22 protein-coding genes are annotated in these 25,166 nt (G+C 64.7%); 14 read left to right on the forward strand and 8 right to left on the reverse strand.

What is annotated here, in order from left to right:
- Positions 1-36 precede the first annotated feature (36 nt).
- The 6 genes from CWB41_RS09560 (at position 37) to CWB41_RS09585 (ending at position 6,776) form a co-directional block, all read left to right on the forward strand.
- On the forward strand, positions 37-1,362 hold the full coding sequence (locus tag CWB41_RS09560; RefSeq protein WP_115836935.1) for a M16 family metallopeptidase: 1,326 nt from the start codon (positions 37-39) through the stop codon (positions 1,360-1,362).
- A gap of 15 nt (positions 1,363-1,377) precedes the next feature.
- Entirely contained in the window at positions 1,378-2,667 is a 1,290-nt protein-coding gene (locus tag CWB41_RS09565) for a M16 family metallopeptidase (RefSeq protein WP_115836934.1), read from the forward strand.
- Positions 2,668-2,803: 136 nt separating this feature from the next.
- Entirely contained in the window at positions 2,804-4,609 is a 1,806-nt protein-coding gene (gene mutL, locus CWB41_RS09570) for a DNA mismatch repair endonuclease MutL (RefSeq protein ID WP_115836933.1), read from the forward strand.
- A 39-nt stretch (positions 4,610-4,648) separates the two neighbouring features.
- Complete coding sequence (gene purD / locus CWB41_RS09575; RefSeq protein ID WP_115836932.1) at positions 4,649-5,920, forward strand: phosphoribosylamine--glycine ligase; 1,272 nt, start codon at positions 4,649-4,651, stop codon at positions 5,918-5,920.
- A gap of 81 nt (positions 5,921-6,001) precedes the next feature.
- On the forward strand, positions 6,002-6,469 hold the full coding sequence (locus CWB41_RS09580; RefSeq protein WP_115836931.1) for an SRPBCC family protein: 468 nt from the start codon (positions 6,002-6,004) through the stop codon (positions 6,467-6,469).
- Complete coding sequence (locus CWB41_RS09585; protein WP_115836930.1) at positions 6,435-6,776, forward strand: ArsR/SmtB family transcription factor; 342 nt, start codon at positions 6,435-6,437, stop codon at positions 6,774-6,776. The genes CWB41_RS09580 and CWB41_RS09585 overlap by 35 nt, the downstream gene beginning before the upstream one ends.
- 122 nt (positions 6,777-6,898) lie before the next feature.
- Here the strand turns inward: CWB41_RS09585 and rsmD are convergent, their stop codons facing one another.
- The gene (gene rsmD, locus CWB41_RS09590; RefSeq protein ID WP_115836929.1) at positions 6,899-7,462 is read right to left on the reverse strand and encodes a 16S rRNA (guanine(966)-N(2))-methyltransferase RsmD; all 564 of its coding nucleotides are present in this window, start codon (positions 7,460-7,462) and stop codon (positions 6,899-6,901) included.
- A gap of 3 nt (positions 7,463-7,465) precedes the next feature.
- Positions 7,466-8,950 carry a pseudouridine synthase gene (locus CWB41_RS09595; RefSeq protein WP_115836928.1) on the reverse strand — a complete coding sequence of 495 codons (1,485 nt, stop codon included), beginning with the start codon at positions 8,948-8,950 and terminating at the stop codon, positions 7,466-7,468.
- A gap of 54 nt (positions 8,951-9,004) precedes the next feature.
- Here CWB41_RS09595 and CWB41_RS09600 point away from each other — a divergent pair, with 54 nt between their 5' ends.
- Together CWB41_RS09600 and ispH are read left to right on the forward strand one after the other, a co-directional pair.
- Positions 9,005-9,463, forward strand: a complete 459-nt coding sequence (locus tag CWB41_RS09600) for a nucleoside deaminase (RefSeq protein WP_115836927.1) — start codon at positions 9,005-9,007, stop codon at positions 9,461-9,463.
- A 148-nt stretch (positions 9,464-9,611) separates the two neighbouring features.
- Positions 9,612-10,673 (forward strand): 4-hydroxy-3-methylbut-2-enyl diphosphate reductase, encoded by a 1,062-nt coding sequence (gene ispH, locus CWB41_RS09605; protein ID WP_245411296.1) that lies wholly within the window; start codon positions 9,612-9,614, stop codon positions 10,671-10,673.
- A 103-nt stretch (positions 10,674-10,776) separates the two neighbouring features.
- Here ispH and CWB41_RS09610 read toward each other — a convergent pair whose 3' ends face one another.
- Both CWB41_RS09610 and recG read right to left on the reverse strand, forming a co-directional pair.
- Positions 10,777-12,078: a serine hydrolase domain-containing protein gene (locus CWB41_RS09610; RefSeq protein WP_115836926.1), complete on the reverse strand. Its 1,302-nt coding sequence runs from the start codon at positions 12,076-12,078 to the stop codon at positions 10,777-10,779.
- 77 nt (positions 12,079-12,155) lie between these two features.
- The gene (gene recG, locus CWB41_RS09615; RefSeq protein WP_115837120.1) at positions 12,156-14,252 is read right to left on the reverse strand and encodes an ATP-dependent DNA helicase RecG; all 2,097 of its coding nucleotides are present in this window, start codon (positions 14,250-14,252) and stop codon (positions 12,156-12,158) included.
- A 58-nt stretch (positions 14,253-14,310) separates the two neighbouring features.
- On the opposite strand from recG, the gene mutY reads away from it, so the two are divergent.
- Together mutY and CWB41_RS09625 are read left to right on the forward strand one after the other, a co-directional pair.
- Positions 14,311-15,399, forward strand: coding sequence for an A/G-specific adenine glycosylase (mutY, locus tag CWB41_RS09620; RefSeq protein WP_115836925.1), 1,089 nt, complete (start codon positions 14,311-14,313; stop codon positions 15,397-15,399).
- Positions 15,400-15,439: 40 nt separating this feature from the next.
- The gene (locus CWB41_RS09625; protein WP_245411295.1) at positions 15,440-15,685 is read left to right on the forward strand and encodes an Imm74 family immunity protein; all 246 of its coding nucleotides are present in this window, start codon (positions 15,440-15,442) and stop codon (positions 15,683-15,685) included.
- On the opposite strand, the gene CWB41_RS09630 is transcribed toward CWB41_RS09625, so the two are convergent.
- The 3 genes from CWB41_RS09630 to CWB41_RS09640 all read right to left on the reverse strand — a co-directional run bounded on the left by CWB41_RS09630 (position 15,686) and on the right by CWB41_RS09640 (position 20,112).
- Positions 15,686-17,182: an efflux transporter outer membrane subunit gene (locus tag CWB41_RS09630; RefSeq protein WP_115836923.1), complete on the reverse strand. Its 1,497-nt coding sequence runs from the start codon at positions 17,180-17,182 to the stop codon at positions 15,686-15,688.
- Positions 17,183-17,293: 111 nt separating this feature from the next.
- On the reverse strand, positions 17,294-18,964 hold the full coding sequence (locus CWB41_RS09635; protein WP_115836922.1) for a DHA2 family efflux MFS transporter permease subunit: 1,671 nt from the start codon (positions 18,962-18,964) through the stop codon (positions 17,294-17,296).
- Positions 18,961-20,112 (reverse strand): HlyD family secretion protein, encoded by a 1,152-nt coding sequence (locus CWB41_RS09640; protein WP_115836921.1) that lies wholly within the window; start codon positions 20,110-20,112, stop codon positions 18,961-18,963. Before CWB41_RS09640 ends, CWB41_RS09635 begins: the two co-directional genes overlap by 4 nt.
- Positions 20,113-20,279: 167 nt before the next feature.
- On the opposite strand from CWB41_RS09640, the gene CWB41_RS09645 reads away from it, so the two are divergent.
- The 4 genes from CWB41_RS09645 (at position 20,280) to ypfJ (ending at position 24,297) form a co-directional block, all read left to right on the forward strand.
- The gene (locus tag CWB41_RS09645; protein WP_165204211.1) at positions 20,280-20,942 is read left to right on the forward strand and encodes a TetR/AcrR family transcriptional regulator; all 663 of its coding nucleotides are present in this window, start codon (positions 20,280-20,282) and stop codon (positions 20,940-20,942) included.
- Entirely contained in the window at positions 20,935-21,753 is an 819-nt protein-coding gene (locus CWB41_RS09650) for a uracil-DNA glycosylase (protein WP_115836919.1), read from the forward strand. Before CWB41_RS09645 ends, CWB41_RS09650 begins: the two co-directional genes overlap by 8 nt.
- A 98-nt stretch (positions 21,754-21,851) precedes the next feature.
- Positions 21,852-23,279 (forward strand): glycosyltransferase family 4 protein, encoded by a 1,428-nt coding sequence (locus CWB41_RS09655; protein ID WP_115836918.1) that lies wholly within the window; start codon positions 21,852-21,854, stop codon positions 23,277-23,279.
- A gap of 91 nt (positions 23,280-23,370) precedes the next feature.
- Entirely contained in the window at positions 23,371-24,297 is a 927-nt protein-coding gene (ypfJ, locus tag CWB41_RS09660; RefSeq protein WP_115836917.1) for a KPN_02809 family neutral zinc metallopeptidase, read from the forward strand.
- Positions 24,298-24,448: 151 nt separating this feature from the next.
- Here ypfJ and CWB41_RS09665 read toward each other — a convergent pair whose 3' ends face one another.
- Positions 24,449-24,982 (reverse strand): hypothetical protein, encoded by a 534-nt coding sequence (locus tag CWB41_RS09665; RefSeq protein ID WP_115836916.1) that lies wholly within the window; start codon positions 24,980-24,982, stop codon positions 24,449-24,451.
- Positions 24,983-25,166 lie beyond the last annotated feature (184 nt).

A 25,166-nucleotide genomic window follows, 5' to 3' on the forward strand; every position in this document is an offset into this window, starting at 1 on the left:
CGCCGTCCCGCATCTCCAGACCTTCCGGAACGAGACATGCCCGAATCCGCTATTGCCCCGCTTACGCCAAGTCCGACCGCGCCCGCCCAGCCCGCAGGTCCCAGGGTGACCAGCGCGAAACTCGCCAATGGCCTCGAAATCGTGGTGATTCCCGACCATCGCGCGCCGGTCGTCACGCATATGGTCTGGTACCGCAACGGCTCGGCCGACGATCCGGCGGGCAAATCCGGCATCGCCCATTTTCTCGAACATCTGATGTTCAAGGGTACCAAAGATCACCCGGTGGGCGAATTCTCCGAACTCATCGCCGACGTCGGCGGCCAGGAGAATGCGTTCACATCGAACGATTACACCGCCTATTTTCAGCGCGTGCCGAAAGAGCATCTGCGCACCTGCATGGATTATGAGGCGGACCGGATGCAGAACCTCGTCCTGACCGACGAGGTGGTGGCGCCGGAGCGGGACGTGGTGCTGGAAGAGCGCCGGATGCATACCGATTCCGACCCGTCGGATCTTCTGAGCGAGGCGGTCCAGTCGGCGCTGTTCACGCGCCATCCTTATGGCCTGCCGGTCATCGGCTGGGCGGATGATATCGCTGGTCTCGGCCGCACCGACGCGCTCGCCTATTACCAGCGCTTCTACACGCCGGAAAATGCCATCCTGATCGTCGCCGGCGATGTGGAGCCGCAGGAGGTCATCGCGCTCGCGGGCGAGGTCTACGGCACGATCCCCGCGCGCGGCGAGGCGCCGAAGCGCTGGCGCGTGCGCGAGCCGCAGCCACATGCGCATCGGCTCGTGACCCTTGCCGACGAGAAAGTGGAACAGCCCTCTTATCAAACCTGCTTCCTGGTGCCGTCCTACAAGACCGCGCCGCGGGAGGCGGAGGCTCTGGAAGTGCTTGCGCATTATCTCGGCGGTGGTCAGGCGAGCCTGCTGTTCAAGCGGCTGGTTGTCGAAAAGAAGCTCGCTGTCTCGGTCGGCGCCTATTACGGCGGCACGGCGCTCGACGAGACCCGCTTCTATATCTACGGCATGCCGGCGCCCGGCGTTTCGCTTGAGACGCTCGACGAAGAGATCGCGTCCATCCTCGCCAGCCTTGCTGAAAAGGGCGCCGACGAGGCCGATGTCGCGCGCGCCCGCTCGCGCCTAGTCGCCGACACGATCTATGCCCAGGACAATCAGGCCACGATGGCGCAATGGTATGGCGCCTCGCTCGCCACCGGCCTGTCGCTCGACGAGATTCAGAACTGGCCGGAGCGGATCGAGGCTGTCAGCGCGGCCGATGTCGTCAAGGCGGCACGCTGGCTCGACCGGCAGCGCGGCGTCACCGGCTTTCTGCTGCCCTCTGGCCGCGCCGCCTAATAACCAGGATTACCGATGACCGACACTTTGAAGACCGAGCCGAAACCCGCGGGCGCCCGCGCCGCGCGCGTGCAGCAGATCGTCTCGCCCGGCGGCATCGCGGCGTGGCTGGTCGAGGACTATACCGTGCCGCTGGTGGCGGTCGAATTCGCCTTCCACGGCGGCGCGGCGCAAGACCCGTCGGCAGCGCCCGGCGTCGCGACGCTGCTTGCCGGCCTGCTGGACGAAGGCGCGGGGCCTTACGATTCCGAAGCCTTCCACCGCGTGCTTGAAGAACATGCCATCGAGATCGGCTTCTCGGCCGAGCGCGATCTCCTCGTCGGACGCATGCAGACGCTGGCGCGCAACAAGGCCAAGGCGTTCGAGCTACTCGCCCTCGCGGTCGCCGAGGCGCGGCTCGATCTCGAGCCGCTGGAGCGGGTGAAGAGCCAGATCGCCGCCGGCCTCAAGCGCGAGATCAACGATCCCGATTCGGTCGCCAGCCGCGCCTTCCGCCGCATCGCCTATGCTGGCCATCCCTATAGCGCGCCGGTGCGCGGCGATCTTGCGACCATCGGCTCGCTGTCGCGCACGCATGTCGTTGATTTGCGTGCCGCCAATCTCGCCCGCGACAATCTGAAGATCGCGGTCGTCGGCGCGATCGACGCGCAGGCGCTTGGTACCTATCTCGACGATGTTTTCGGCAGATTGCCGGAAAATGCCGCGCTGCTTCCGGTGCCCGACGTCGCCTTCGCCGGGGCCGGGACACAGGAGATCGTCGATATCGATCTGCCGCAATCGACCATCCGCTTCGGCCGTCAGGGCATCGCGCGCGATGACAAGGATTTCATCCCCGCGACCGTGGTCAATCATGTGCTCGGCGGCGGCGTCTTCTCGGCGCGGCTCTTCCGCGAGGTGCGCGAAAAACGCGGGCTTGCCTATTCGGTCTATTCGCAGCTCTCGGCGCAGGACCATGCGGCGATGCTTTTCGGCGGCACCTCGACCAAGAACGAGCGCGCGGCGGAATCGCTGCAGGTGATTCAAGGCGAAATCCGCAGTCTCGCCGAGGCCGGCCCGAGCGCCGAGGAACTCGACAAGGCGAAGAAATATCTCGTCGGCTCCTACGCGCTGCGCTTCGATTCCTCGACCAAGATCGCCGCGCATCTCGTGCGCCTGCAGGCCGAGGGTCACGGGGTCGATTATCTCGACGCGCGTAACGGCCTGATCGAGGCGGTGACGCTGGAGGACGCCAAGCGCGCCGCCAAACGCCTCTTCGGCGATGGCTCGCTGCTCGTCGCCGTCGCGGGGAGGCCAGTGGGGCTATAATAAGCTATTGAAAGTCGTCATTGCGAGGAGCCGGAGGCGACGAAGCAATCCAGCATATGCTCATGGATTGCTTCGCTTCGCTCGCAATGACGCGGAGACGGTATAGTATCATCTGTCAAGAACAGAAGTTTGCGCCATGCCCGTCCGCCGTCTCGATCCCGTGCTTGTCGATCGCATCGCCGCTGGCGAGGTGATCGAGCGCCCGGCCGCCGCCGTGAAGGAGCTGGTCGAGAACGCCCTCGATGCGGGGGCGACGCGGATCGAAGTGGCGATCGAATCCGGCGGGCGTCAACTCATCCGCGTCATCGACAATGGTGCCGGCATGAGCGCCGCCGATCTTGATCTCGCCGTCGAGCGCCATGCCACATCGAAATTGCCGGACGGCGATCTCTCGCACATCGGCACGCTCGGCTTTCGCGGCGAGGCCTTGCCCTCGATCGGTTCGGTCGCGACCCTCGATATTTTCTCGCGCACCGAGGCGGCGCGCGAGGGTGGCCATATCCGCGTCGATCAGGGCCTGAAGCGCAAGCTCGTCCCCGCCGCCCAACCGCAGGGCACGCGGGTCGAGGTGCGCGAGTTGTTTGCCGCCACGCCGGCGCGGCTCAAATTCCTGAAGAGCGACCGCAGCGAATCGCAGGCGGTCGTCGATGTCGTGCAGCGGCTGGCGATGGCGCATCCGCAGGTGCGTTTCGCTTTGTCCGGTCCCGAAATCTCCGGCTTCGATTACGCGCCCTGTGCGCCGGATGGCGATGGCCTGCTGCGGCGGCTGACGCAAATCCTCGGCAAGGATTTTCAGCCCAATGCCCTGCCGCTTGAGGCGGAGCGCGAAGGCATCAGGCTTTGGGGCTTTGCCGGCCTGCCGACCTGGCATCGCGCCAATGCCAATGGGCAATATTTCTTCGTCAACGGCCGCCCGGTACGCGACAAGCTTTTCGCCGGGGCGGCGCGCGGCGCCTATGTCGATTATCTACCGGCCGGCCGCTATCCGGCGCTCGTCCTCTTCCTCGCCTGCGATCCGCGCGAGGTGGACGTCAATGTGCACCCGGCGAAAGCGGAAGTGCGGTTCCGCGATCCGGGCCTCGTGCGCGGCCTTGTCGTCGGCGCGGTGAAACAAACCCTGGAAGGCGCGTTGCACCGCGCAACGCCGAGCAATGGCGCGGCGGCGCTCGATATGCTGTCGCGCCCGAGGGGCAACGGCTTTGCCGGCTGGCAGCGTCCGCAGCCGGCCCATTGGGCGCCGGAGACATCCGTCGCTTATCCCGGCGTCGCCGAGCCGCAGGCGAGCTTTACGGGCCTTGCGCCGGGTGCCGATGCGCGTGCATCCGTCGAAGCATTCCCCCAAGGGCCCGATGCCCTGGAAGCTCCGCTCGGCGCGGCGCGGGCACAGATCCACGAAACCTATATTATCGCCCAGACGCGCGACGGCGTTGTCGTTGTCGATCAGCATGCGGCGCATGAGCGGCTCGTCTACGAGAAGATGAAGACCGCGCGCGAGAAGGGCGGGATCGAGCGGCAGGTTCTGCTGATTCCGGCTGTGGTCGAAATGGAGGCGGCGGCGGTGCGCCGTCTCGCCGATGCGGCGCCGCTGCTGGCGGATTTCGGCCTGGTGGTCGAGCCCTTCGGCCCCGGTGCTCTGCTGCTGAGGGAGCATCCCAGTCTTCTGAAAAACCTCAACGCCGACGCGCTGTTACGCGATCTCGCCGATGTTCTCGCGGAGGATGAAGGCGTTGCCACGCCGCTTGAACGCAAGCTCGATCACGTGCTGGCGACGCTCGCCTGCCATAACTCCGTCCGTGCCGGGCGGCGGCTTCTGCCGGAAGAGATGAACGCGCTGCTGCGCGAGATGGAGCGCACGCCGGGTTCGGGCCAGTGCAACCACGGCCGGCCCACCTATGTCGAATTGAAGCTGGCGGATATCGAGCGGCTCTTCGGGCGGCGATAGGCGCTAGCCATTCGCGCGCGTCGCGGCTAAGGAACGGCCGTGAACGTCCTTCTCATCGGCTCCGGCGGGCGCGAACATGCGCTGGCCAATCAGATCGCCAAGAGCCCGCTGCTGGGCCAGCTTTTCGCTGCGCCCGGCAATCCCGGCATCGGCGCGGTCGCGCAGTGCGTCGCGCTCGATCCGGCGGACGCGCAGGCGGTGATCGATTTCTGCCGGGTGATGGACGTCGGCTTCGTCGTCATCGGTCCGGAAGTGCCGCTTGTCGCCGGGCTGGTCGATGCTCTGGCCGAGGCCGGCATCAAAGCCTTCGGACCGAGCCGCGCTGCGGCGCAGCTTGAAGGCTCGAAGGGCTTCACCAAGGATCTCTGTACCGCCTATGCGATTCCCACCGCGGCGGCGGCGCAATTCGGCGATGCCGATACGGCGAAGGATTATATCCGCACGCAAGGGGCGCCCATCGTCGTCAAGGCCGATGGACTCGCCGCCGGCAAGGGCGTCGTCGTCGCGCAAACCGTCGCGGAGGCCGAGGCCGCCGTCGATCAGATGCTGGGCGGCCTGTTCGGCGCGGCCGGCCAGTCGCTCGTCATCGAGGAGTTTCTGGAGGGGGAGGAAGTCTCCTTCTTCGCGCTTTGCGACGGCAGGACGGCGCGGGCCTTCGCCTCGGCGCAGGACCATAAGCGCGTCGGCGAGGGCGACACGGGGCCGAATACCGGCGGCATGGGCGCCTTTTCGCCGGCGCCCGTTATGGATGCGGCGCTGAGCGAGCGCGTCATGGCGGAGATTGTCCGCCCGGCGCTGCATGGCATGGCGGCGATGGGGATGCCATTCAAGGGCGTCCTCTTCGCCGGGCTTATATTGACACGCGATGGGCCGAAACTGATCGAGTTCAACGTGCGCTTCGGCGACCCGGAGACACAGGCGATCCTGCCCCGGCTTGAAGGCGATCTGCTGGCGCTGATGCTGGCTTGCGCCGAAGGGCGGCTCGCCAAACAGGATTTTGCCTTCTCGGCGCAACACGCGCTGACAATCGTGCTCGCGGCCGAGGGCTATCCCGGCACGCCGAAAAGGGGCACGGAAATCCGCGGGCTCGACAAGGCCGCGGCGCTGCCCGGCGTCATCGTCACCCATGCGGGGACGAAGCGGGACGGGGCGCGGCTGTTGGCCGATGGCGGAAGGGTGCTCAACGTCACCGGCCTTGGCGCCACGCTGGCAGAGGCTCAGGCGCGCGCCTACGCCGCCGTCGATGCGATCGATTGGCCGGGCGGCTTCTGCCGCCGCGACATCGGCTGGCGGGCGTTGAAGGGGAAATAATCTGCCTTTCGAAAATTATGCAATAAAATGGTTGCGTATTGTCGCGTCCTGTCGTATTAAAAAGCAACCAGGAGGTTGCCTATGTCCGATTTCATCGAAAAGCAGATCGAGCTGAAAGCGCCGCAATCGCGGGTCTGGCAGGCGCTGACGGATTATCGCCAATTCGGTGCGTGGTTCCGCGTCGAACTGGTAGGCCCTTTTATCGAGGGCAAGACCACGCGTGGCCGCAACAGCTCCTGCGGCAACGAGAAGATGATCATGGAATTCTCGGTCCGAAAGATCGAAGCGGAATCCTTCTTTTCCTATACGTGGCATCCTTACGCGGTGCGGACGGACGTCGATTACAGCAAGGAGCCATCGACCCTGGTCGAGTTCCGGCTCGCACCGAAAGCCGGCGGTACGCTTCTTTCTGTGCGAGAATCAGGCTTTGATGCCATACCAGCCCATCGCCGGGATGAAGCCTTCCGCATGCATGAAGTCGGCTGGGCCGCACAATTGGGCAATATCGAAACCTATGTCACGAGCCACAGCGAAGCGCTCCGAGCTTGAACAGCATGCGCTTGCGTTTGCGGCGTTGGGCGATGAGACACGCCTCACGTTGATGGGCAAGCTTGCCGGCGGCCTGCCGCAGTCGATTGCGCGGCTCGCCGAGGGCTCCACGCTGACGCGGCAGGCGATCACAAAACATCTGCGTGTGCTGGAAAACGCCGGTGTCGCACGCAGCGTGCGTATCGGCCGCGAGAACCTTTTCGAACTGCGGTCCGAGCCGCTCAAGGATTTGCAATCCTATCTCGAGCACGTCTCGGCGCAATGGGACGAAGCGTTGTCGCGTCTCAAATCTTTCGTCGAAAACTAGACCGGAACCGATATCCAATATTCGGCTCCTGACGTCATTGCGAGGAGCGCAAGCGACGAAGCAATCCAGAACCTGCCCTGGATTGCTTCGCTTCGCTCGCAATGACAGTGGTTATAGATATCTCAGTGCGCGCCGTGCGCCTGCGCGAAAATGATTTTCGTCGTACCGTAGCCGCGCGTTTCTAGCAGCCGGAAACCCGCCGGGATCTCCACATCCGCGTCGAGGCTTTCCTCGATCACGACAAGCGCCTCCGGCGTCAGCCATTGGCCTTCACGCAGCGCGATCAAAGTCTGTTCGGCGAGATGCTGATCATAGGGCGGATCGAGAAAGGCAAGGCCAAATGTCTCGCCGGGCGGCGCATCGCCGAGCTTGCGTGCGTCGCGGCGGAAGATCCGCGTTTCGCCGCCGACGCCGAGCGCATCGACATTGGCGCGGATGAGAGCACGGGCCTTGGCCGCTTCTTCGACGAACAGCACCTTGCGCGCGCCGCGCGAGAGAGCCTCTAGCCCCATCGCGCCGGTGCCGGCGAAAAGATCGATGACGGCAGCATCCGTGACCGGATCGTCATAGGCGTGGATGAGGATATTGAACACGGTCTCGCGCAGCCGGTCCGATGTCGGCCGGATGGCACTATCCGAGGGGCCAAGGATAGCGCGGCCGCCGAGTCTGCCAGCGACGATCCGCACGGCTTAGCGTGCGCCCGGCCGCCGCGGGCCGCCGCTGGGACGCCCGGGTTTCTGGGGCCGTTTCGCGCCACCTGGTCGAAAGCTGGGGCGGCCGTCGGGTCGCGCGCTCGGACGTTTTTCCGGGCGTCCATCTGCACGTTTATCCGGGCGTGCGTCTTGGCGTTTATTCGGACGTGTATCCGGGCGCGTACCTGCGCGCGTATCCGGGCGTGCATCTCGGCGTTTGTCCGGACGTGCATCTGCGCGCGTATTGGGACGTGCGTTTGAGGCCACTTCAGGCCGTGCATTTGGCCGTGAATCGGGGCGCGGCGTCTTGTTGCGCGGCTTCTTTGCGGGGACGGCGGCGACGTGGCGCTCGACCGCGACGGCGCGGCCCTTGCGGTCCTCCGTCGTCGCGCGTTCGATGCGCTGGCGCTTGCCGCGCCGGCCTTCGTCCTGCTGCGCGCGCAGAGCGGAGACATGTTTGCGCGGGCCGGGCAGGGGACGATGGCGCGGCTTGTCCGGTTCAGCTTCGACCGGGGGCCGGTGGGCGCGGATTTTTCCGCGGGGTGCCGGACCGCGTGCCGCAGACGCGCCTCGCGCCGCAGGTGCTGGCACGCCTCGCGGCGGCGGCCGCTTCTCCTCCCGCACGGGTTCGGCATCGATCGGCGCGTCGAGATCGGCGCCGGATTCCTTCAGCAGCGCCTCGCCCAATTGGTCGCGCAGCACGCGGCCGCGGACTTCCTCGAGCGCGCCGTCTGCAAGATCGCCAAGCTGGAAAGGCCCATAGGAGAGCCGGATAAGGCGATTGACGAACAGGCCGAGATGTTCGAGCACGCGCTTGATTTCGCGGTTCTTGCCCTCGCGCAGGCTCATCGTGAGCCAGACGTTGGCGCCTTGCTCGCGATCGAGCGTGGCTTCGATCCCGGCATAATGGATGCCGTCGAGCGTCAAACCCTGTCTCAATGTATCGAGCTGCGCCTGATCGGTCGTGCCATTGGCGCGGACGCGATAGCGGCGCAGCCAGCCGGTCGAAGGCAGTTCGAGCAAGCGCGCGAGGCCACCGTCGTTGGTCAACAGCAGCAGCCCCTCGGTATTGATGTCGAGCCGGCCGATGCTGACGAGCCGGGGTGCCTGCGCGTGATGCTCGGCAAGATAATCGAAGATCGTCGACCGGCCTTCCGGGTCCTTGTTGGTGGTGACGAGGCCACGCGGCTTGTGGAACAGAAACAGGCGGGTGCGCTGGCGCTGCGCCAGCGGCTTGCCGTCGACCTCGACCTTGTCGTCCGGGCCGACATTGAGCGCGGGCGAGGTCAGCACCGCGCCATTGACGGCGACGCGGCCCTCCGCGATCCAGGCTTCGGCATCGCGGCGTGAGCAAAGGCCGACGCGGGCGATGACCTTGGCGATACGATCGCCGGTCTTTTCGGACGGCGCCGCCGCGCGCGGAACGGCGCGCCTGGGTTTATGAAGCTTGGGTTTGTCGGGCCGGCCGTGTTCTTGACGCATGGCGCTTGATAGCAGAACCAGAAGGAAGGGAAAGGTTCGTCAGTAAGGTTCGCGATGGTAGAGATCGTTACCCGCCCCGATGCTATGGCCGCGGCTTTGGACGAAGCCCGCGCGGCGGCCGCGCGCGGCGAAGTGCCGGTCGGTGCGGTGATCGTGCGCGACGGCCAGATTCTCGCCCGGGCGGGCAACCGCACTCTGGAGCTGAAGGACCCGACGGCCCATGCCGAGATTCTGGCGATTCGCGCCGCCAGCCAGGCCCTCGGCTCGGAGCGGCTTATCGGCTGTGACCTCTATGTGACGCTGGAGCCCTGCGCCATGTGCGCGGCGGCGATCTCCTTCGCCCGCCTGCGCCGGCTGTATTGGGGGGCGCCGGACCCGAAGGGCGGCGCGGTCGAGCACGGGCCGCGCTTCTTCGCCCAGCCGACCTGCCATCACGCGCCGGAATGTTACGGGAACATCCGCGAGGGCGAGGCCGCGGCCCTGCTGCGCGGTTTTTTCGCCGAACGGCGCTGACGGGCTTGGGATAATGCGCCGCGCGGCCTATCTCTTGACAGGGCGCCTCGCCCAGCCCACAAGCTGGGGTGGAAGCCCGTGATGCGGCCTGCCTGCCTTGTGCGGCGAGGATTGATTAGCAATCCCAATCACTTGATGGAAATCACCGATGCCCGAGACCTTGTCCGCCGATCTTGAGGTGACGAGCAAGCCCAAGCTGCAGATTTTCCTCTGCGCGCCGCGCGGCTTCTGCGCCGGCGTCGTCCGCGCCATCGACGCGGTTGAGCAGGCGCTGCGCATCTATGGCGCGCCGGTCTATGTCCGCCACGAGATCGTGCACAACAAATATGTCGTCGAGGGGCTGAAGGCGAAGGGCGCCATTTTCGTCGAGGAGCTCGACGAAATCCCGGACACGAAACAGCCGGTCATCTTTTCCGCGCATGGCGTGCCGAAGTCGGTCCATGCCGACGCCGATACCCGCAAGATTTTCGCACTGGACGCGACCTGCCCGCTGGTGACCAAGGTGCATCGCGAGGCGGAAGCGCATTTCCGGCGGGGCCATCAGGTGATCCTCGTCGGCCATGCCGGTCATCCCGAAGTCGTCGGCACGCTCGGCCAATTGCCCAAGGGCTCCATCATCCTGGTGCAGACGCCGGAAGATGTCGAAAATCTGACTGGCGTCGATGAGAGCAATCTCGCCTATGTTACGCAGACGACGCTTTCGATCGACGATACGCGTCAGATGGTCGATGCGCTGACGCGGCGTTTCCCGAAGATCATCGGTCCCTACAAGGAAGACATTTGCTACGCGACGACCAATCGCCAGGAGGCGGTGAAGCGCATTGCGCCGACCGTCGATGCGATGATCGTCGTGGGCTCGTCCAATTCGTCGAATTCGCAGCGTCTGCGGGAAGTGGCGGAGCGCTCCGGCTGCAAGCTCGCGCGGCTCGTGCTGCGCGCCGACGATGTCGATTGGGATTCGTTCAAGAACGTGAAATCGGTCGGCATCACCGCCGGCGCCTCGGCGCCGGAAGTGCTGGTCGAGGAAATCATGGATGCCTTCGCGGCGCGTTTCGAGCTTGATATCGAGATCGTCTCGACGGCGGACGAGAGCGTCTTCTTCCCGCTGCCGCGCGAGCTGCGGCCTTTGAACGGTGCCAGCCGCCGCGGCCGCCAGAGCGAAGAGCAGACCGACACCGTCGAGGTCGAAGAAGAACTGCGCGAACATTAGTCTCCGCGCGTCATTGCGGCGGAGCGAAGCAATCCAGTCTTCACTTCTGGATTGCTTCGTCGCTAAGGCTCCTCGCAATGACCGCGGGCCTTGCCTGACACGTTCAATCCTCGCGCATCCCGCGCGACTCTGCGCCATCGCGGATGAAGACCACGCTCGCGGCCTGCTCGACGCCGTCGGCCGCAAAGCGCAATTCCCAATCGATCAGACATCCGACGAAGGTCTGGTCATCCACCGCGCGCAATTCCTGCCGGGCGTGGTCGCCGGTCTCGGCGAAAAGCCGCGGCCCGTCTTGGGTGATGCGCAGCACGCGGCCGGACGCAAGCCGGTAGCTGCCGACGTAATCGGCGAGCAATGCCGCGTCGAGCACGAGCGCGGGCTTCTCTACCCCAACGTCGAAATAGAGCGCCGCGAGATCGCTGGCGATCTTTTGCACCGGCGCCGCCTGGATATTGGCGAGCACGGCGATGAAAAGATCATCGTCCGGATAAAGACTGACGACGATGCTGAAACCGTTGATGCCGCCGGCGTGGACGAATTGCCGGCGTCCGAATTGCGTCTGGATTCCCCAGCCGAGGCCGTAGCCGTGGCCGTGATCCTTGAACATCAGCGCGGCCGAGGCCGGGCTGAACGGCTTTGCGGCGACAAGCGCGCGCTGCCAGGCGAGCAGATCGTCGAGCGTCGAATAAATTGCGCCGGCGGCATGCGGCACGCTCATGGCGAGGAAACCGGCGTTCTCGATCTTGCCGGTCTTGAAGCGGTAGCCGCGCACGTGCTCGGGCAGGATCGCCGCGACATGCTCATAGCCCGTATCGTTCAAGCCGAGCGGATCGAGAATGTTCTCGCGCAGATAGGTTTCGTAGCTCTGCCCGGTCAGAAGTTCGATGATGTGACCGAGGATGACATAGGCGCCATTGTTGTATTTGAAGGCGCTGCCGGGCGGAAAATCGAGTGGCATGTTTTCGGTGAGCGCGATGATCTCGCGTGGCGTGCGGTCGCGCCGCGCTTCCTGCGCAAAGAAATGCGGCAGCGACGTATAGCTCGGTATCCCCGATGTGTGCGTCAGCAGATGGAAGAGGGTGACATCGGCCCAGGAAGCCGGCGCTTCGGGAAAATGGCGCGCGACCCTGTCGTCGAGCGCGAGGTGGCCGCGCTCCGCCAGTTGCAAAATTGCCGTGGCGGTGAATTGCTTGGTCAGCGAGCCGAGGCGGAATTTGCCGCTCGGGCGATGCGCGATGTTCCATTCGCGGTCGGCGAGACCGAAGCCCTGACGTAAGAGGGGTACGCCTTTCTCCGCGACGAGAATGCAGCCGGCGAAGAGATCGGCCGCAACGAAAGGCGCGACGATGCGCGCGGCGGCTTCGGCATAAGGAGCGAAGTGCGTGGTTGTAAATCCCGTCGTCATTGCGAGGAGCGTAGCGACGAAGCAATCCAGAAGTCAAAGGCTGGATTGCTTCGCTTCGCTCGCAATGACGACGTCGGTTACCCCGCCTGCAGCAATTTCACCGCCGTCTCGCGCTCGAAGAGATGCAGCAGGGCGAGCAGCGCCTTGCCGCGTGCGCCTTCGAGACGGGGATTGGTGGCGATAATGTTTTGCGCTTCGGCGCGCGCGAGTTTCAGCAGGTCGGCATGAACATCGAGCTCCGCCAGTCTGAAGCCGGGGAGGCCGGACTGCTGCGTGCCGAGCACGTCGCCGCCGCCGCGCAGGCGCAAATCCTCCTCCGCGATGCGGAAGCCGTCGTCGCTCTCGCGCATGATCTCGATCCGCGCCTTGGCAGTTTCGCCAAGCGGCGGTTTGTAGAGCAGGAGACAGGTCGATTGCGCGCGCCCGCGTCCGACGCGTCCGCGCAATTGATGCAATTGCGCGAGGCCGAAGCGCTCGGCATGTTCGATGACGATGATCGAGGCTTCGGGCACATCGACGCCGACCTCGATCACCGTCGTCGCGACAAGAACCTGCGTCTCGCCCTTGGCGAAGGCGGCCATGGCCTTGTCGCGGTCGGCGCCCTTCATCTTGCCGTGGACGAGGCCAACGCGCGGGCCGAAAATCTCCTTCAGCGCGGCAAAACGCTCCTCGACCGCCGCGACGTCGAGCGCCTCGCTCTCCGCGACCAGCGGGCAGATCCAGTAGGCGCGGGCGCCGCTCGCAATCGCGCTTTGCAGGCGCGCTATGACATCGCCGATGCGGTCGAGCGGCAGCGCGCGTGTCTCGATCCGCTGGCGGCCGGGTGGCTTCTCGCGCAGCGTCGAGACATCCATGTCACCGAAATAGGTCAGGACGAGCGTGCGCGGAATGGGCGTCGCGGTCATCACCAGGATATCGGCGCCGGCCCCCTTGGCGCCGAGCGCCAGACGCTGATGCACGCCGAAGCGATGCTGCTCATCGACGACGGCGAGGCCGAGGTCGTGGAAAGCGACGCTCTCCTGAAACAAGGCGTGGGTGCCGATGACGATATCGATCGCGCCTTCGGCCAGCGCCGCGAGCGTGCGCGTGCGCTCTGCGCTTTTGTCGCGGCCGGTGAGCAAAGCGACGCGCAGACCGGAAGGTTCGGCATATTTCGCAATCGACTCGAAGTGCTGGCGGGCGAGCACTTCGGTCGGCACCATCAAGGCCGCCTGGCGGCCGGCCTCTACAACTTCGGCCATCGCCAGCAGCGCGACGATTGTCTTGCCCGAGCCGACATCGCCCTGCAGCAGCCGCAACATGCGTTCCGGCGCGGCGAGGTCGGTGCGGATTTCGGCGAGTGTAGCCTCTTGCGCGCCGGTCAGCGTGAAGGGCAGGGCGGCACGGATCGCGCCGCTGCGGGTGCCGTCGCCTTTATGGCTGTGGCCGGCCGTGCGGCGCAGATGCGCGCGGGTCAGAGCGAGCGCCAGTTGATGCGCCAGCAATTCATCATAGGCGAGCCGCAGCCGCGCCGGCGCATTGGGCGAGATCGCCTCCGGCTCCGGCGGATGATGCACTATCGCGAGCGCCTCGGTGAAGCCCGGCAGATTCGGCGGTTTGGCGCGGCTTTCCGCCAGCCAGTCTGGTAATTTCGGCAGCCGCGCGAGGGCGGCGCCGATGATCTTCGCCAGCACGCGGGGCGCGAGGCCTTCGGTCAGCCCGTAGACAGGCTCGACGAGCAGCATTTGCGCGAGGCCCTCGGCATCGACCACGCGGTCGGGATGCACCATCTGGAGGTGGCCCTCCCAGAGTTCCAGCTTGCCGGAGATGAAGCGCTGCGTGCCGATAGGCAGGGCCTTTTCGATCCAGGCATGATTGGCAAGGAAGAAGACCAGCAGAACGTCGCCAGTCCCGTCCTCGACCAATACCTTGTAGGGCGCGCGCGAGCGGGGCGGCGGCGCCCGATGCTCGACCACTTGCGCCTCGATCAACACGATCTGATCGCGCGGAGCCTCGGCGATCCTGGCGCGGTGACGGCGGTCGATCGTATTCACCGGCAGGTGAAAGAGGAGATCGACGACGCGCGCGCCCTCGCTCGTGCCGAGCAATTTGTCGAGCAACTTGGCGATCTTCGGCCCAACCCCGGCGAGACCGGTCGCCGGCGCGAACAGGGGATCGAGGATCGAGGGGCGCATACCGCCGTCATATACGATTGGGGTGGCGGACAGAATGGGGCGCTGATAGAGGCTGAGCATGGATCAGCCCCTGCGCCAGACGCCCAAAGGGGAGCGCTGCAGCCCGGCCGCGGCGCTGCTCGCCTGGTATGATCGCCAGCGCCGCGATCTGCCGTGGCGCGCCAAGCCGGGCGAGACGGCCGATCCCTATCTCGTCTGGCTCTCCGAGATCATGCTGCAGCAGACGACGGTCACGGCGGTGAAGCCGTATTTCGACGCCTTCCGTCGCCGCTGGCCGGATGTCGCGGCTCTGGCGGCTGCGCCGGTCGAAGCCGTGATGCAGCAATGGGCGGGGCTCGGCTATTACGCGCGGGCGCGCAATCTCCACGCCTGCGCCAAGGCCGTCGTGGTGTGGTATGGCGGTCAATTTCCGGCAACGGAAGCGGAGCTGCGGCAATTGCCCGGCATCGGCCCCTATACGGCGGGTGCGGTCGCCGCCATCGCCTTCGGGCGGCAGGCCGTCGCGGTCGATGGCAATGTCGAGCGTGTCATCGCGCGGCTCTATGCGATCGACACGCCGCTGCCCGCGGCCAAGCCGCTGATCGCGGCGCACGCGCGAAGCCTGCTCGATCCAGAGCGGCCGGGCGATTTTGCGCAGGCCATGATGGACCTCGGCGCGACAATCTGCACGCCGCGCCGGCCGCTCTGCGGCCTGTGCCCGCTCAATACGTTCTGCCTGGCGGCAGCGCGCCTGTCGCCGGAGGATTGGCCGCGCAAGGCGGCAAAAGCCGCGCGTCCGGCGCGGCGCGGGGCGGCGTTCTTTCTGCGCCGCGGCGCAGAGCTATTGCTGCGCACCCGTCCGCCACAGGGCCTGCTCGGCGGCATGAGCGAATTTCCGGGGACGGAGTGGAGCGCGGATTACGACCCAACGAACGCCTTGCGTGACGCCCCGCTGATCGCCGATTATCATCGCCTTGATGTCACGGTCATGCACCAGTTCACGCATTTTATTCTAACTCTCGATATTTTCGTCGCGGATGGCCGTCGCGGCACAAAGCCGCCGCAAGGCTGCCGCTGGGTCAGCGATATTGAGGCCGAGGCTTTGCCGAGCGTGATGCGCAAGGTCGTCGCCGCAGTGAGGAGCAGCGGATGGTGGGAGCGGGCATAACGGGCCACGCCGGGGCGCGCTTTTGAGCGCCCGGGCACGATTGGCCGTCGAGCTCACCGAGGGCGCGTTTCGCGTGTCGAGCGGCGAGAAGCGCCTGACGATCTATACCGTCAAGGATCTGCCGGATATCGAGGAGCCGGCGGACTTCGTCATCCGGCTCGACGAGATTCTCACCTGGGATCCGCCGCACGAGGACGAAGAGATCGCCGTCGAGGATCTGCAGAGGATCGCCGCCGGAATCACTGCGGAATGCGAGCGGCGCGGGCTCAGCGTCGCGTTTGAATAGCTACAGTCCCGGCAGCGCCGCCGTGAGCGGTGCGTGCGGCTCGGGCGGGAAGTTGTTCTCCCAGCCACCGCCAAGCGCCTTGTAGAGCGCGACGATATAGGTCGAGACATTGGTCGCGCTCTGCGCCGCCTGCTGTTGCGCGGAAAGAAGCGTGCGCTCGGCATCGAGCACGGTGACGAATTGCTCGACGCCGTCGCGATAGCGGCTGCGGGCGAGGTCGAGCGCCTTGCTGGCGTGATCGACCTGTTGCAGCAGTTCGCGATGACGCGCGGCTTCCGTGCGGTAGGCGACGAGGGCGTTGACCACGTCGTGCCAGGCCTTCAGCACTGTCTCGTGGTAATTGATCCAGGCTTCCTGCTGTTGCGCGGTGCGCAGATTGAGCGTCGAGGTCAACTTGCCGCCTTCGAACAGCGGCATGGTCACGCCCGGACCAAAATTATATTCCAGCGACGAGCCCTTCCAGAGGCTCTTCAGATCGAGCGCCTGGAATCCAACGGTGCCGTTAAGCGTGACGGTCGGATAGAAGGCCGCCTCCGCGACGCCGATGTCGGCCGTCGCTTCGTGCAATTGCGCCTCGGCCTGGCGGATATCCGGCCGCCGGCGGGCGAGGTCCGAGGGAATGCCGACGGGGATGCGCGGCGGTGGCGGCGGAATAACGCCGCGCGCGGCGAGTTCGGCGGCAAGGCCGCCGGGCGGCGCGTCGAGCAGGAGGCTCAGGGCGTTGATCGCCTCGGATTCCTGGCGTTCGAGATCGGGGATGGTCGCGCGCAGCGAGTCGACCTGCGCCGCCGCGTTCTCGACGTCGAGGCCGGTGACGACGCCGGTCTTCTCGCGGTCTTTGGTGATATCGAGAATGTCGGTCTCGGTCTTCACATTGGTCCGAGCGATGCGAATCTGCTCCTGGATGCCGCGGAGCTGAACATAATCCCGCGCCACTTCCGCCAGCGCCGAGACGAGCGCGCCACGGCGCTGGTCGGCCGCGACATCGATATCGGCATCGGCCGCTTCAATCTGACGCCGCACGTGGCCCCAGATATCAAGCTCCCATGACGCATCAAAGCCCTGCTGGAATAGGTTGAAGGGCGCCAGCGCGCTGGGCGGGAGTTGATCGCCGGCAACGCCCTCGATGACGCTGTTGCTGATCTGGTAGCGCTTATAGGAGCCGTTGTCGTCGAGCGTGGGGAACAGTGACGAGGCCGTGGCGCCGCGCTGATAGCGGCTTTCAGCGAGGCGGATCGTCGCCGTGCGTACGTCGAGATTGGTGGCGGCGACGCGCTGCTCGAGCGAGGTCAACTCGCGATCACGGAAAAAAGCCCACCAATCAGGATCGACCGGCGCCTCGTTGGAGCGGGTGGAGACGACCGGCTTATGCGTGGCAGCGGCAAAAAACGAGTTCTGCGGCAGCGACGGATCGGGCGGCACGAAATTCGGCCCGACGCCGCAGCCGGCCAAGAGCGACGCCAGCGAAATGCCAGCTATCAACCGTGAACTTTTCACGAACCTACCCCCGCACAACCTTTATTTAACCGAATCGACGCCAAGCCAAATGGCGTTTTGCGCGATCCGCAGACTTTGTCGTTCTGTGTGTCCCCCGCGCCGCAGACACGCTCAATGGCCACCCCCTCCGCCGCCGCGGCCGCCTTTGATGGGCGAGAGCATGAAGCAGAGCGGCACCAATGCGAATGCGACGACGGCGCAGCCCTTGAACACGTCGGAATAGGCCATCACCGCAACCTGTTGCAGGAAGTCCTGATAGACGTGTCCGAGCGCCAGTTGATACGCCTGCGCCGCCGGATGGCCGATGGCTTCGAGCGAGGCCTGATAACGGGCGACCAACTGCTTGAAAGGCTCCCAGAACGGATTTGCCCATTGCGAGAGATAGGTCTGATGCAACTGCGAGCGCTGCTGGATCATCGCTGTTGACGCTGCGATGCCGATCGAGCCCGCGACATTGCGGAACATCGAGAACAGGGCGGTGGCGTCGCCGTTCAACTCGCGCGGCAAGGTCGAATAGGTGATGGTGCTGATCGGCACGAAGAGAAAGGCGAGGCCGATGGTCTGCGACGAGCGGATCATGACGAGCCGCAGATAGGTGATGTCGAGCACCAGCTTGGAGGAGAAGATGAAGGCGACGCCGAGCAGGAAGAAGCCGATCGCCACGATATAGCGCGTCTGCATCACCGTCATGAGCCGCCCCACGAGCGGGATCAGCATGATGATGATGATGCCGCCGGGCGACAGGATCATGCCCGCCCAGGTCGCGGTGTAGCCGAGCACCTGCTGGGCGAATTGCGGGATGATGACCGACGAGGCATAGAGAATGGCGCCGACGCAGCCGATCATGATGCAGCCGCCGGTAAAATTCTTGTCCCTGAAGATGGCAAGACTGATGATCGGCTTCTTGGCAACGGAGAGCCACACCGCCGAGCCGACGAGGCCGGTGACCGACAGCATCGCCATGATGACGATGAAGCTCGAGTTGAACCAGTCGGCGTCCTCGCCGCGATCCATCATCACTTCGAGACAGCCAAGACCAAGCGCAATGAGGCCGAGGCCGATGCCATCGATCGGCCGTGGCTCGCGCTTCACCCAGGGCGGGTCCTGAACCAGAATGTAGACGAGGATCACGGCGCCGATGCCCACCGGCACGTTGACGAAGAAAATCCAGCGCCAGGACGTCGAATCGGTGATGAGGCCGCCGAGCGTCGGGCCAAGCACCGGGCCGACGATGGTCGCGATGGCGGTGAGGCCGAAGGCGGCGCTGCGTCTGGCCGGCGGAAAATAATCGAGGATGATCGATTGCTGGTTCGGTTGCAGCCCGCCGCCGAAGAAGCCTTGCAGCAGACGGAACAGGATAAGCTGCGGCAGGCTCGTCGCGATACCGCACAGGAACGAGCAGACCGTGAACATCGCAAGGCAGATCAGGAAATAGCGCTTGCGGCCGAGCAGGCTGCCGAGCCAGCCGGAGATCGTCAGCACGATGCCGTTGGCGACGAGATAGGAGGTCAGCGCCCAGGTCGCTTCGTCGTTGCTCGACGACAGGCTGCCGGCGATGTGCGGCAACGCGACATTGACGATCGTCGTATCGAGAATCTCCATGAAGGCCGCGAGCGTGACGACGACCGCGACCGCCCAGGGATTGTGCCGCGGTTCCCATCCAAGGCTGAACGGATCCTGCGCGGCGCGCTTCGGCGGTAATGCCTGCGGCGCGACAGGCGCCGACGGCGGGGCTGCGCCACCGCCGCCACCTGGCAATCTGAGAGTCCCCTCCGAGCTCATTGCACCTTCACGCTCGGGACCACGGAAAGGCCGAGCGACAGGGGCAGCTTCGGATCGAGAGCGGTGTCGATGTCGATCTTCACCGGAACGCGCTGGACGATCTTGACGAAATTGCCCGTTGCGTTCTCAGGCGGGAAAGCGCTGAAGCGCGATCCTGAGCCGAGCTGGATCGAGTCGACATGGCCCTTGAGCTTGAGATCGGGGTAGGCGTCGACGGTGATCGTCACCGGCTGGCCAGCACGCATTTTGGTGAGCTGGCTTTCCTTGTAATTCGCCGTCACCCAGATCTGCGGCGAGACCAGCGAGAAAATCTGCTGCCCCGGTGTCACGTAGGTGCCGACCTCGACATTGCGCTTGGTGATCCAGCCATCCTGCGGCGCGGTGACGATCGTATAGGACAGATTGAGCAGAGCCTGATCGAGCCGGGCTTTCGCCTGATCGATCTGGCCGTGGAATTGTGCGACCTGCGAAACGGCCTGGGCGATGCGCTCCGGCACTGGCGCTGCCTGCTCGACCTGCGCCTGCGCGCTGGCAACCTGCGCCTGCGCCTGCCGCAGGCCGGCCGTGGCGGCGTCGACCTCCTGCTGCGTCGTCGCACGCGACGGCAGCGACTTCTGCCGATCATAATCGGCCTGTGCACGCACGAGCAGCGCCTGGGCCGAGTCCAGTTGGGCCTTCGCCGCGTCGAGCTGCGCCGGGAAGTTTTTCTTCGCCACCTCGGCGGCATATTGGAAGCCGCTATATTGGCCTTCCGCCGTCGCCAGATTGGCCTTGGCGTTCTCGACATCGATCACATACTGGCGATTGTCGATGTGGATCAGCGGCTGACCCTTTTTCACGAACTCGTTATCGGTCACGTCCAGCGAGACGACATTGCCCGAAACCTGCGGGGCGATCGTGACCGCGCGGCCGTCGATGAAGGCATCGTCCGTGGATTCAAAGTCACGGTTGGCCAGCCAGTATTCGTAACCCGTGAAGGCGAGGCCTCCGAACAGGAGAAGGAGGACGATCCACATCGTCGTGCGTCGCTTCTTCTTCGGGGGCGGCGCGGGCTTTGTCTCGGGGACGGGCGCGGCTTGCGGCGGCGCACCCTGGGTGGAGCCGTCCTCGGCGACGGGAAGATCGGTGTCGGAGCGCGATTTGGCCATGACGATGCACCGCAGCGTTCGGTCGGAAGATGTCTATTCGAGCCGGATTTGCCGCAGCGCATCCGTTGAACAATTGTTGAAATTCGGGGCTTAACCGAACTGAAGAGTTCGTATATGGTGGGCTTTACGCATTGTCAACCAAAGGGCTCCGAAGAATCATGTTGAGGATGAGGCGAGTTCCGCGCGGCGAGAAGCGGCGTGATGAAATTGCAGCAGTTGCCGAAAGCGTTTTTCTGGAGCTTGGCTTCAATGACGCCACCATGCAGATCGTCGCCTCGCGGGCCGGCGCCTCGAAGGAGACGCTTTACCGGCATTTCGGCAGCAAGGAGGGGTTGTTCTCGGAAGTCGTGCGCGGCCGCAGCGAACGCATCTATCGTAGCGTAGAGCGCGAGATCGGCCAGCGCAACGATCCGCGCGAGGTTTTGCGGCAGCTTGGATTTAATTTGTTGAATATGCTGCTGAATGAAGACCCCCTGTGTTTTTTCCGCATCGTCATCGCCGAGGTCCAGCGCACGCCGGAACTCGGCCGCATCTTCTTCGAACAGGGCCCCCACCAGCTTATGAAGGATGTTGCCGCCTATCTCGAATATGCGACCGGGGAGGGCTTACTGAACTGTTCGGAGCCGGCCCTCGCAGCCAGGCTGTTCCTGGGGTCCGTTGTGGCCAACCGCCATATCATCAAGCTGCTGGTACCGGATTTCGAAGAGATCACCGAGGAGGTGATCCGCCATCATGTCGATGCGGCGGTGTCGATGTTCCTCGCCGCCTATGGGCCGAGGGCCGCGCAGCAGCACGCCGTCCCGGCGGCGCTTGAGCCCAGCCATGCCTGACGAGGCATCGCCGGCGGCACTGACGCGGCTGTTGCGCTGGTACGCAGATATGGGCGTCGATCTCGCCGTCGACGACATGCCGCATGATCGCTTCGCCGAGTCACAAAATCTTGAACGGCCGCCGAGCGTCCAGCCCGCGCCCATGCCCGCGCCCATGCCTCGCCGCCCGGCGACGGTCCCGGCGCGCGTACCGATGAGTGCGCCGCCATTGTCACCGCCGTTCGCCGGCGTCGCGGAAGCGGTGAAGGCCCAGACCCTGGAGGATTTGCGGGCGGAGCTTCTCGCCTTCGAGGGCTGCGGCCTGAAGGCGACGGCGACGCAGCTTGTTTTCGCCGACGGCAATCCGGAAGCCGACATCATGTTCGTCGGCGAGGCGCCGGGCGCGGACGAGGATCGCATTGGCCGGCCTTTCGTCGGCCGCGCCGGGCAATTGCTCGACAAGATGCTCGCCGCCATCGGCCTCGACCGCACCAAGGTCTACATTGCCAATGTCGTGCCCTGGCGGCCTCCGGGCAACCGGACGCCGACGCCGCTGGAGACGGGTGTCTGCCTGCCGTTCACGCGCCGCCAGATCGAGCTGGTCGCGCCGAAAATCCTCATCTGCCTCGGGGCGCCTTCGATGCAGACGCTGCTCGGCATCAAGGAAGGGATCATGCGCAGCCGCGGCCGCTGGGTGGATTATGATCGCGGCGGCACGATCATCCCGGCCATGGCCATGCTGCATCCGGCCTATCTGCTGCGCCAGCCCTCGCACAAGAAATTCGCCTGGCAGGACCTGCGCGAACTGGCCAAAAAGATCGATAAGATCTGACCGCGCCGAATGAGATCAGACTTTGCGGCCCTTGCAACAGCCGTAATAATCTTGATTGAAATCGGCGAAGATAATTGTCGCAAGTTGCGAGCGCGCGAATGATTGAACCGGATAAATTTGTTCGATGGCAGATCGATCATTTGCAGGCGGAGGTTGCGGTTGCCGGCGCGCGTTCGCCGGCCAGCGCCAATCCGCTTGCCGAGCGGATTTATAGAAGCTCATGGTTCCGCTTCGTGACGCAACATCTGCAGAATTTCTATTGGACGGTGACGCGGCTCGTCGGATTGGGCTACCTGCATGACGGCTCATTGCACAAGCCCCGAGAGGCGAAATGGCATGAACCGGCGCCGCTGCCCGTCAAGCTTCTCGCGCCGGTGCAATTCGCGCCTTTGCAACGGCCGCGGATTTTGTTCGACGTCACTCTTTCCGCGCATCATGGCGCGACGGGAATTGCGCGCGTCATCCGCGAATATGCGAAAGGGGGCGCCGAAACAGGCTGCGGCGTTCCCATGATCGTGTCGAAATCCCTCGATCTGACGCCGGCCTATCCGCAACAGATGCCAGGGCGGAAGCTGACGATCGAGACGGGCGATATTCTCTTTCTCTTCGATTGGATGGGGAACGATCCGGCCACTTTCATTCGCTTGATGGAAGCCGCTGTCCGGAAAGGCGCCCATGTCGTCCTTGGGCTGCATGATATTCTTCCGTTCATGTATCCGGGTCTTTTCCCGGCGGACACCGGGCCGGCCTTGCGCACTTTGGTCGATCGGGGCGTTTCGCTGGCGGACGGGATTGTGACTGTGTCCGGGAGCGCCGCCGAAGATATCCGCGCCTATATCGTTGAAGCTGGCCTCCCGTATCGGCCGGGGTTGGGCATCGGCTGGAATCATTTGGGCGCCGATTTTCAAGATGGAGAGCCTGCCGGCGGGGTCGATCCGAAGCTTGCCGGCGTTTTTCAATCCGCGCCGGTTTTCCTGATGGTCGGCACGGTGGAGCCGCGCAAGGGCCATCGCACCGCCCTCGCCGCGTTCGACAGGCTCTGGCGCGACGGCGCCGAGGTCCGCTATCTCATCGTCGGGGGGATGTATTGGAACGCGCGCTCGATCGGCGAGGAAATCCGCACGCACCCTGAGTTCGGGCGCCGCCTGTTCTGGTTTGATGAGGCCAGCGACGCTGATGTCGCCTATGCCTATCGTCATGCCACGAGCCTGATTTTCGCGAGCCTGTCGGAAGGGTTCGGTTTGCCGCTGGTCGAAGCGGCAAAGTTCGGGCTGCCGATTATCGCCAGCGATATCGCGGTTTTCCGCGAGATCGCCGGCGACGCCGCCAGCTATTTTGAAGCGCTTGACGTGGACTCTCTCGCCGCGCGCCTGCGTGAGAGCCTTGCCGGCAAGAGAATTCCGCCGTTATTTCCGGTTCGGACCTGGCATGAATCAGCGCAGGACCTGTTTGCGCTTCTGCGAAGCGAGAATTATCAACTCGCGCTTCCCCCGCACGTGTCATCGCCGGCGTCCCTGGCTAGCTAGATCGTTGCGGGGTATGCGCTCCAGCGCACAGCAAGGTTTGCGCGTTTGCGGAACGTGATAAAGTGCCGCTGAAAAAGAGGGAGCCGCGCGCATGGAATGGCAGAATTTCCGCCGGTCGGACAATGTCGAGGACCGGCGCGGCGATGATTCCAGCGACCCGTCTATCGGCGGCGGCTTGGGCGCGCCGGGCGGGATTGGCGCCGGCCATCTCGGTCTTGGTGCGATCATCATTCTCGGCTTGATCGGCTGGGCGCTCGGCATTGATCCGCGCGTCCTCATCGGCGGCGCCGAAATGATCCAGGGCGGTGGCCAAAGCGCCACGCAGAGCTCGCCGGCACAGCCGGCGCAACAGGCTTCGACCGAGACCGGCGTGCCAAAAGACCAGATCGGCCAATTCGTTTCGGCAATTCTGGCGGAAACGGAGGATGTCTGGTCGCAGGTTCTGCCGGCGCAAAAGGGCATCCAATACGTGCCGCCGCATCTCGTTCTGTACAATGGCTTCACGCGGTCCGGCTGTGGCGGCGCCGCCGCGTCGATGGGGCCGTTCTATTGCCCGGTCGACAAGAAGGTCTATCTCGACACGTCGTTTTTCCGCGACATGCAGACGAAGTATGGCGGCGGTGGCGATTTCGCCTATGCCTATGTGATCGCGCATGAGATCGGCCATCACATCCAGGATCAGCTCGGTATGCTGACGAAAATCCAGGCGGCGGAGCAGAACGCCGACAGCCAGGAGCAGGCCAATGCGCTCTCCGTGCGCACCGAATTGATGGCCGATTGTCTTGCCGGGGTCTGGGCCAATAACGCGCAGACCAAATATCATGTCATCGACCAGGGCGATGTCGAGAAGGCGGTCGCGACCGCGCAAGCGATCGGCGACGACCGTCTGCAAAAGGCGGCGCAGGGCTATGCCGTGCCGGATTCCTTCACGCACGGCTCGGCGGCCCAGCGCGTGCAATGGCTCGAGACCGGGTTGAAATCCGGCCAGATCGATTCCTGCAACACGTTCGCGCAATAGCGCATGAGCCCCTAAAAGTTGCAGACTTTTCGGCAAGGCTCATGCGCCGCGTTAAGAAGGTGAGCCCCTAAAAGTTGTGAGACTTTTCGGCAAGGCTCATGCGCCGCTTTAAGAGCCGAGCCTTCAAAAGCTAAGAGATTTCTCGGAGGGCTCAGATCACCGCGCGCAGCCTGATCTGGCTTGCGGGCCGCGCCCGCGTCGCCTTGACGAGGCTGGCGAAGTCCGGCGCTTTCACGTTGAGGCAGAGCCGCCGCGGCGCAAGCAGCGCGGCGGGTCGCACGAGATGCGTCAGGATTTTTTCGATTGGCCGTCTCGCGCTGCCGCGCATCAGCCAGCCTTGGTTCTCGGCCTTGCCGAACCGCAGCAGATCCTCGATCGCCTCGGCAAATCCGGTCTCCGGCACATAGCCGGCGCGGACGATGAGGACATGCGCCGCGCGGCTGGCGGCGAGGGCGTGGGCGATGCCATCGGCCTCCGTCTTGGCCTCGAAAAAGGCGCTGCCGGCGTGGTCTGCGATATAGCCAAGCTTCATGTGCGGCGGGCCGACGAGAATGGCTTCGCGCACCAGGCCGCGCACCGCCGCGCCGACGAAGGCCGAGAGGGTTCGCACCACGGCTTCGGCGGTTTGCCCTTCCGTGGCGCTGGGGCCGGTGGCCATCGGGCAGAGAACGATCAGGGAAATCATCGCCGACGCTCAAGCCCCGACAGGATTTGGCGCGAGCGCGATTGACAGCTCTCTGTTTGTTCCGTTATTGTTCTCATCCTGTTCCTTTATTGAGCCGTCGCAAATGGCAGCTAAAGTTCTTCCGCAACCGAGAACGCAGCCAAGGTCTCGTACCGAGGTTTCGGGCAAGGTTTCAACCCCAGTT

It is taken from the genome of Methylovirgula ligni (genome assembly GCF_004135935.1).
Lineage (GTDB): Bacteria > Pseudomonadota > Alphaproteobacteria > Rhizobiales > Beijerinckiaceae > Methylovirgula > Methylovirgula ligni.